Below are 8,195 nucleotides of genomic sequence, written 5' to 3'. Positions count from 1 at the left end.
CCCCCACGGGGCACGGCCGCGGTCATCGCGCTCGGCGGCGTCGCCGTAGGGGCGCTCGCTTACGCGGTAGCCCTGCTGCGCCTGGGCGTCGTCACTGCCGCCGATCTGGCGCTTGTGCCGCAGCTGGCGGGGAAGCCTCTCGCCTGGCTGCGCCGATTCCGGCTGCTCCGCTGACGGAGCGCCGCACCCCACACTGAAGGAGGCGGCTCTGGGCTATGTCCATTCAACCGCAAATTACGGTCGTCGGTCTCGGAACCGGCGACGAAAACCAACTGACCCTCGGCGTCTGGCGCAAGCTCGAAGCCGCCGGCGCGCGAGGCGGGGCGATATTTCTGCGCACCCGGGAGCACCCGATGGTCGCGATGCTGGACCATCACAGCCTTCGCTATGAGACGTTCGATGCGGTCTATGAAGCGCACGAGGGTTTTGACGCTGTCTACGAGCAGATCGCTTCGCAGCTGATCGAGCGGGCCAAAAGCGCGAACAGCGGAGAGGTCCTCTACGCCGTACCCGGCCATCCGATGGTGGCCGAGCGGACCGTGCAACTGCTGCGCGAGCGTTGTCCCGCTGAGGGCGTGCTGCTCACCATGATGGGCGGCGAAAGCTTCCTGGATCAAGCGTTCCTTCGGCTCGGCTTCGATCCGATCGAAGGCTTTCAGCTCTTGGACGGTACTTCGCTGACGGCGAGCGGGCTTAATCCGCAGCTGCATACGCTGATCGGGCAGGTGTACGACGTCTACACGGCGTCTGACGTGAAGCTGACGCTGATGGAGCTGTATCCGGACGATTATCCTGTCGTCGTCGGCCATGCGCTTGGCGTGGCTGGAGAAGAGCGCGTGCGCGAGGTGCCGCTCTATGAGCTGGACCGGGTGGAGGGCTACGGCAACTTGTCCTTGGTCTGGGTGCCGCGCACCGACCGCGAGGACGTGCGGAGCCGCACCTTTACGCGGCTGCATGAGATCGTGGCTATCCTCCGCAGCCCCGAGGGCTGTCCGTGGGACCGCGAGCAGACGCATCAATCGCTGCGCAAAAACTTAATCGAAGAAGCGTACGAAGTGCTGGAAACGATCGATGAGGACGATCCCGACCATATGCGGGAGGAGCTCGGCGATCTGCTGCTGCAGATCATGCTGCACTCGCAGATCGAAGCGGAGGACGGGATGTTTACCGTCTTCGACGTCATCCGGGAGCTCAACGAGAAGCTGGTCCGTCGTCATCCGCACGTTTTCGGGACGGCGCAGGCGGAAGATGCCGACGAGGCACTGGGCAACTGGCAGCAGATCAAGGAGGAGGAGAAGCGGAAGAAGGGGATCAATCCCGACGAACTGCCGCTTCTCTCCGGCGTCCCCCGCGAGCTGCCGGGACTGATGAAGGCGTACAAGCTGCAGAAGAAAGCCGCTTCGGTCGGCTTCGATTGGGGCACCAAGGAAGAGGTGCTGCCGGTCGTCGAGTCCGAGCTGGCCGAAGTGAAAGAGGCGATCGAGCGCTTCGGCAAAGCGGAGCAGCAGGAAGAGCTGGGCGACCTGCTCTTTGCTGTCGTCAATTTGGCGCGATTTCTCAAGGTGGACCCCGAAGAAGCGATGGCGGATGCCAACCGCAAATTTTTTGAACGTTTCGGGTATATCGAGGCGCAATTGCGTTTAAAGGGCAAATCATTTGACCAAACTGACTTGCAAGAGATGGAATCTTTGTGGCAGGAAGCAAAAAAAGTTCTGAAAAAATAAGATGCTTTGCAGGATTTTCCTAACGAACAAAGAATACTTTAGTTCAGCGTCACTTTTAAGAGGAGGATATTAAACTCATGAACAAAACCGATCTTATCAACAACATCGCAGAAAAAAGCGGCTTGACTAAAAAAGACGTGGAATCCGTATTGAACAGCTTCCTTGGCGAAGTTACGGAAGCATTGTCCAACGGTGACAAAGTACAATTGATCGGCTTCGGTACGTTCGAAACCCGCAAACGCTCCGGCCGTACAGGTCGCAACCCGCAAACGGGCAAAGAAATCACTATTCCTGAGTCCAAGGTTCCTGCATTCAAAGCAGGCAACAAGCTTAAAGAAGCGGTGAAGTAATGCGGCTTGACAAGTTTCTCAAGCTTTCCCGCCTGATCAAGCGGCGCACTGTCGCGAAGGACGTGTCCGAACAGGGCCGCGTCTGGATCAACGGACGGGAGGCAAAACCGAGCAGCGCGGTGAAAGTGGGCGACGAACTGACCATTCAGTTCGGGCAAAAGCTGGTGACCGTGCGCGTAGAACTGCTGTCCGAGTCGACCCGCAAGGAAGACGCGGCCAAGATGTACACGTTGCTCAAAGAAGAAATGAATAAACCCGAGCCTTTATTTTAAAGGCCCGCCAAAAAGACCGGAGCTTTCCGGTCTTTTTTTAGTCGAACTCCGTGGCCACCGGGACCGCGAAACCTGTACCTTTCAAGAATGATCTTCAGCCTCGCTTTGCAATTAAAGGAACCATAATGCGTTAATCCGAGCCTGCCAGTTATTTATTGGACTTAGCGGAACTAGTGTTCTTTAACCGTGTCGAAAAAGGTTCATATCCCTCGATATAAGCCTGTTAGCGCACGTCAGGTTCTCTATTTTGTCCGGTCGGGCTAAATTGGATGCGATAGCACACTTAAAGTTCCTCTATTTATAAAACCATCGATCCCTCGCGACTTGATTAAAGCTTCAACGGTTTTATCTGGACCTCCGGTTTTACCTTCCATTCGAGGCGGATTCCTTCTCTCTACCATTGGTAGTTCTAAACCTCGGACGACCTCCATATTTTTAAGTAAACAAGCTTTGTGCGTAAAAATTTTTGATGATGCGTTAGCGAAGAACGGTGTGATGGGCGGAGAGTTTACGTGCCGCCTTTGAAAACGGGTTATTTCCTCTGAGATTCAATATGAAGATAACCCGTTTTCAAGAGCGGCCGCAGGCCATCAGCACCGTTCGTAGTGACAACGAGAACAAATGGTTTTTACCGCCAAAGCGTCCAAGGAGGATGAACCAAGCCATGGTAGAACAGCCGGGGAAGGTGAAACGGCAGGAGATCAAGATGCTCAACCGCAAGTTGCTCGAGGTATCCGGCGTGTTGAATGTGGAGAGCTTCGACAGCGAAGAATTTTTGCTTGAAACCGAGTGCGGATATTTGATGATCAAGGGGCAAAATTTACATATCAAAAACTTGAGCCTGGAGCAGGGTCTCGTTGCCATCGAGGGGTACGTGAACGAGCTGGCCTATGTTGACGCAAACTCCCAAGGGAAAACCAAGGGATTCCTGAGTAAGCTGTTCAAGTGACGCTGCACATTCAATTCATCACTCTGGGGATGATGTATGCGGGAGGTCTGGCGCTCGGGGGATTGTATGACGTGTACCGGGTGCTTTCCGGCCAGCTGAAAGTACGGGCATGGCTCCGGGCGATTCTGGATCTTCTCTATTGGCTCATCGGCACGCTTCTGGTGTTCGTACTGCTGTACGAGAGCAATTGGGGCGAAGTGCGCCCGTTTATATTTTTGGGGCTCGGGATCGGGATTACTTTTTACTTTTTGGTGTTTAGCCGGACGATGATTCGGGTAATACGGTTTATGATCCGTGTCGTGCTGGCTACGATCCGGTTCGGCAAGCGGACGATTCAGTTGTTGATTATAAAGCCGGCACTGGTGATGTACCGCGTCGTTGTTATCTTTTTGGGATTTTTGGCCGCGACAGCTATATTCCTGTACAAAATTGTGTTACAATTGCTTTATCCTGTGTGGAAATTGCTGTTATGGCTTCTCAAGCCTTTCGGTCGGTGGATCCGTTTTCGCGTTTCCGTCCCCGCATGGGTTCTGAAAACCGGTCAAAGCATCGCGGCATGGCTCCGTCGACTCTTTTGATCGTACGTAGGAGGATTTCAGGTACATGCAGGCACTCTCGAAAACCAATCCGATGCAACCGCATAACAAAGGCTCCTTTCGCCGACGCCGTTTGGTCATGCTGATGCTGGCTTGTTTTTTGAGTTGGGCTGGTGTCACGCTTTGGAATCAGGTCGGTAAAATCAGCGAGCGCAGCCAGAAGCTTAGCGCGGTGCAGCAAAAAGCAGCGGAAGCGCAGCAGCAGAACGAAACCTTGCAGCGTGAGATCGCGCGTCTGAACGACCCCGAGTACGTAGAGCAAAAAATTCGCAAAGAGTTGCATTATGTCAAGCAAGGGGAGACGTTATTTTATACCCCGAAACCGGCCCAGAAGTAACTCGGCAAAAGATGGGCACAGCCTTGTGTTGACCGTATTTTCTCCGTAAGTTATAATCGGCATAGCTTCAATTTCTCTTTGTTTCTTAACTATTTAAGGGAGGATTAGTTTACTTTATGGCAATTGAAGTGGGCAGCAAGCTGCAAGGAAAAGTGACAGGCATTACTCACTTTGGGGCGTTCGTTGAGCTATCTGAGGGGGTTACTGGCCTTGTGCACATCTCGGAGATTGCGGACAACTATGTCAAGGATGTCAATGATCATCTGAAGCTTAGCGATATCGTAACCGTAAAAGTGATTAATGTCGACAAAGACGGCAAAATCGGATTATCGATCAAGCAAGCGGTCGATCGCCCGGTGGATGCCGCTCCGACAAGGCCCGCTCGTTTTGACAGACAAGGCGACCGTGGCGACCGCGGCGGCTTCGGCCGAGGGGACCGTGGAGGCCGTGGTGGTGGTAGACCTCCCGCCAACAAGCACGTTACCTTCGAAGATAAAATGGCGCGTTTTCTGAAAGACAGCGAAGATCGCATCTCTTCCTTGAAGAAAAATACCGAGGGCAAAAGAGGCGGACGCGGCGCGCGTCGTGACTAATAAATAGACGGAACCGGATGGACCGAGGTCCATTCGGTTTTTTTGCGGGTGCTTGACAAGCCCTTACCGGCTGTTATATACTCATGCTTGTTGCGGCGGCATAGCTCAGCTGGCTAGAGCGTACGGTTCATACCCGTAAGGTCGGGGGTTCGATCCCCTCTGCCGCTATAAGTTAAGAGCAAAGCGAATAAACCTGATGTCGGGCGGTGAGAATCGTCAGACGATCAGGTTTTTTGTTTGCCGTTTTTTCGCCTAATTGGCGGGAAAGCCATGACTTTGTCACAAACCGGATCGGGTCGGACTTTTTTTGTCGTATCTTTCGGGAGGCCCCGGCGAATCGACAGGTTGTAACGTAAAGGACAAAGGTCCGCTGCGAACAAGTCCCGAACATAAAGTGAAGTGTATGAAACCGAATTCTTTTGATAGCGCTTACAATTTCCGTTAATCTGCTGATTCAGGGCGATTCGCGGCGGCAACTCATTTTGTCGGAAAAAACTTTGGACCAGCCCCCGCATTCTGACAAACTTTCCGATGGACAGCTTATATACTAAGACCACTAATAGTTTATGGGTGGTGTGATGAAAATATGCAAAAACGTCAAAGTATGAATGCAATGGGAACGGCAGCGTCGGGATGGGTGCTTCGGATCAAGCAAGGCATCATTGCGTTGGTCGTGAAAAACCGGTTGGTGCAGTGGTTCGTCGCCAAGAAATGGTCGATATTGCTGCTGCTGATGGCGTTTTTGCTGGGCCGGGCGATGATTCTCGATCAGCTCGCGCCGTTCGCGGTCGCCTTTTTCGCGGTCATGTATTTTTTGAGGCGGGAGCTGCTCTATTGGTCCGGCGTATTTCTGGCCGCGGGCAGTCTGTTCTCCATCGATCCGAAGCATACGGGATACTTGGTCGCGCAGATGCTCGTCTTCCTGCTGATTCAAAAAGGCGTAGAGCGGTTCGAGCGGTCTGACATCTCGTATGCCCCGGGAATCGTGTTCGCCGCTACGTTTTTCGTTCAGCTATTCTCCCATTTGGCCTCTGCGGAACTGAGCTGGTATACGCTGATGATGACGGGCATCGAATCGACGCTTGGTCTCATTCTGACGCATATATTCCTGCAAGCGATTCCCGTGTTTACGTTAACCCGCAAAAATTTCAACTTAAAAAACGAAGAAGTCATCTGTCTGATCATTCTCCTTGCTTCGGTGATGACGGGAACCGTCGGTTGGCTCATCGGGCCGGTTACGCTGGAGCATGTGATGTCGCGGTACCTGATCCTGCTGTTTGCGCTCGTTGGCGGGGCGCCACTCGGAGCTTCCGTGGGGGTCATCTCCGGGCTTATTCTAAGCCTCGCGAATGCAAGCGCCATTTATCAGATGAGCTTGCTGGCGTTTGCGGGGATGCTTGCCGGGCTGCTGCGCGAAGGAAACAAAATGGCGGTAGCGCTCGGCATGCTGATCGGTTCTTCCATTCTTTCCTTTTATTTAGGAAACTCGTCGGAGGTGATTCATTCCACATGGGAGTCGGTGGCTGCGGTCTCGCTGTTCCTGATGACGCCGAAGGGAGTCATTCAGATGCTGGCCAAATACGTGCCGGGAACGCAGGAAAATTTGAAATCGCAGCATGATTATGCCAAGCGGGTGCGGGATGTGACTGCGAGCCGCGTCGAGCAATTTTCTGAGGTGTTCAAGCAGCTATCCCGCAGCTTCAAACAGGTGACCGTCGATGCGCAGCCGGGGCGCAAGGAGGAGGAAATCGGCCATTTCATGAATTCGGTGGCGGAAAAGTCGTGCGCGAACTGCTGGAAGAAGAAGCAGTGCTGGGACGGCAAGTTTTATCAGACTTATAAATTTATGACCGATATGATGACGGAGGTGGAGCTTCGGGAAAATATGTCGCGCAAGGATGTCCGGCCGCAGTGGAAGAAGCAGTGCATTAAGCCAGATCAAGTCTTGGAGGTGATGAAGCAGCAGTATCAATTGTACAAGCACGATCAGCATTGGAAGAAGCAGATCGTCGACAGCCGCCAGATCGTAGCGGATCAATTGTCCGGAGTATCGCAGGTAATGGAGGACCTGGCGAAAGAAATTAAACGGGAAGGACAAGAGCTTTTCATGCAGGAAGAGCAGATCCGCAGCGCGCTGGAGGAGCTAGGGCTTTCCATACATAGCATCGATGTCATCAGCTTGGACGAAGGCAATGTTGAGATCGAAATCGTTCATCAATATACGCGAGGCTTTGACGAATGCCGCAAAATCATCGCTCCGCTGCTCTCCGAGATTGTCGGGGAAAACATTGCCGTCAAGAATGAGCAGGCGATGGAGCGGAAGGAAGGCTACAGCACGGTGCTGTTCGGTTCGGCGAAGGAATACGAAGTGGAAACCGGGGTGGCCGGGGCGGCCAAAGGAGGGGATTTGCTGTCGGGCGACAGCTTCAGTACGGTGGAGCTCGGCAACGGGAAGTTTGCGGTCGCGCTGAGCGACGGCATGGGCAATGGTGAGCGGGCCCGGGCGGAGAGCAGCACGGCGCTGTCGATTTTGCAGCAGCTGCTGCAATCCGGTATGGACGAGAAGCTGGCGATCAAATCCGTCAATTCGGTGCTGATGCTGCGCTCGTCGGACGAGATGTTCGCGACGGTCGATGTGGCGCTTGTCGACTTGTATAATGCGCAGACCACCTTTTTGAAGATCGGTTCGACGCCTAGCTTTATCAAGAGAGGAGATGAGGTAATTCCGGTAACCGCCAACAATTTGCCCGTAGGGATCGTGCACGACATTGACGTCGATCTGGTCAGCATGCCTTTGCGGCATGACGATATTTTGATCATGATGACGGACGGCATCTACGATGCACCGGGCCATGCGGTGAATAAGGAGCTGTGGATGAAACGGATGATCAGCGAGATCGAGGCGGACAGTCCGCAGGATTTTGCCGACATTTTATTGGAGAGGGTGGTGCGGTATCATCATGGAGACATTTATGACGATATGACGGTGGTCGTCGCGCGGATCGCGAAGTTCCAGCCGGAGTGGGCAACGTTCCGTTGGCCCGGCATGCAGCGTGTCGACCGTCCGAAGACGGTCAGTTGAAATAAAGGCTAACCAAACCAAAAAACGTCCTATGTTTTGAGGACGTTTTTAGTTTGTTAAACCTAGTATTATTCTGCCATATCAGGATTTAAAAACTTTTTGATAAAATGAGTTTTTTACGTCAAAGCGCTTTAACAGAGTTAAAAAGGCATAACCAAGTATAACGCCTATCGTATTTGAAATAATATCATCTACATCCAAGCTTCGATAAAAGAACCCAATTCCAACGCCAATAATTAACTGAGATAGTTCAATACATAATCCGAAAAGAATACCAGAGATTATTATTCTA

9 protein-coding genes and 1 tRNA gene are annotated in these 8,195 nt (G+C 52.9%); 9 read left to right on the top strand and 1 reads right to left on the bottom strand.

Annotated elements, in window-relative coordinates; translation table 11 throughout:
• Positions 1-215 precede the first annotated feature (215 nt).
• The 9 genes from yabN to spoIIE all read left to right on the top strand — a co-directional run bounded on the left by yabN (position 216) and on the right by spoIIE (position 7,903).
• Entirely contained in the window at positions 216-1,724 is a 1,509-nt protein-coding gene (gene yabN, locus PEL01S_RS33720; protein ID WP_063186805.1) for a bifunctional methyltransferase/pyrophosphohydrolase YabN, read from the top strand.
• 77 nt (positions 1,725-1,801) lie between these two features.
• Entirely contained in the window at positions 1,802-2,074 is a 273-nt protein-coding gene (gene hbs, locus PEL01S_RS33715; RefSeq protein ID WP_010501443.1) for a non-specific DNA-binding protein Hbs, read from the top strand.
• Positions 2,074-2,346 (top strand): RNA-binding S4 domain-containing protein, encoded by a 273-nt coding sequence (locus PEL01S_RS33710; RefSeq protein ID WP_010501445.1) that lies wholly within the window; start codon positions 2,074-2,076, stop codon positions 2,344-2,346. The genes hbs and PEL01S_RS33710 overlap by 1 nt, the downstream gene beginning before the upstream one ends.
• Before the next feature lie 664 nt (positions 2,347-3,010).
• Complete coding sequence (yabP, locus tag PEL01S_RS33705; protein ID WP_025846843.1) at positions 3,011-3,295, top strand: sporulation protein YabP; 285 nt, start codon at positions 3,011-3,013, stop codon at positions 3,293-3,295.
• Positions 3,292-3,873, top strand: a complete 582-nt coding sequence (gene yabQ, locus PEL01S_RS33700) for a spore cortex biosynthesis protein YabQ (protein ID WP_063186807.1) — start codon at positions 3,292-3,294, stop codon at positions 3,871-3,873. Before yabP ends, yabQ begins: the two co-directional genes overlap by 4 nt.
• A 25-nt stretch (positions 3,874-3,898) precedes the next feature.
• Positions 3,899-4,228: an FtsB family cell division protein gene (locus PEL01S_RS33695; protein ID WP_063186809.1), complete on the top strand. Its 330-nt coding sequence runs from the start codon at positions 3,899-3,901 to the stop codon at positions 4,226-4,228.
• Between the two features lie 116 nt (positions 4,229-4,344).
• Positions 4,345-4,821, top strand: a complete 477-nt coding sequence (locus PEL01S_RS33690; protein ID WP_010501452.1) for a S1 domain-containing RNA-binding protein — start codon at positions 4,345-4,347, stop codon at positions 4,819-4,821.
• A 94-nt stretch (positions 4,822-4,915) separates the two neighbouring features.
• Positions 4,916-4,989 (top strand) — tRNA-Met (locus PEL01S_RS33685).
• Positions 4,990-5,407: 418 nt separating this feature from the next.
• Positions 5,408-7,903, top strand: a complete 2,496-nt coding sequence (spoIIE, locus tag PEL01S_RS33680) for a stage II sporulation protein E (protein ID WP_063186811.1) — start codon at positions 5,408-5,410, stop codon at positions 7,901-7,903.
• Between the two features lie 81 nt (positions 7,904-7,984).
• Here the strand turns inward: spoIIE and PEL01S_RS33675 are convergent.
• On the bottom strand, positions 7,985-8,195 hold a 211-nt coding region (locus tag PEL01S_RS33675), incomplete at its 5' end, for a VanZ family protein (protein ID WP_164824370.1).

The organism is Paenibacillus elgii NBRC 100335 (assembly GCF_004000865.1).
GTDB classification, from domain to species: domain Bacteria; phylum Bacillota; class Bacilli; order Paenibacillales; family NBRC-103111; genus Paenibacillus_G; species Paenibacillus_G elgii.
This window is presented reverse-complemented; position numbering and strand designations above follow the sequence as displayed.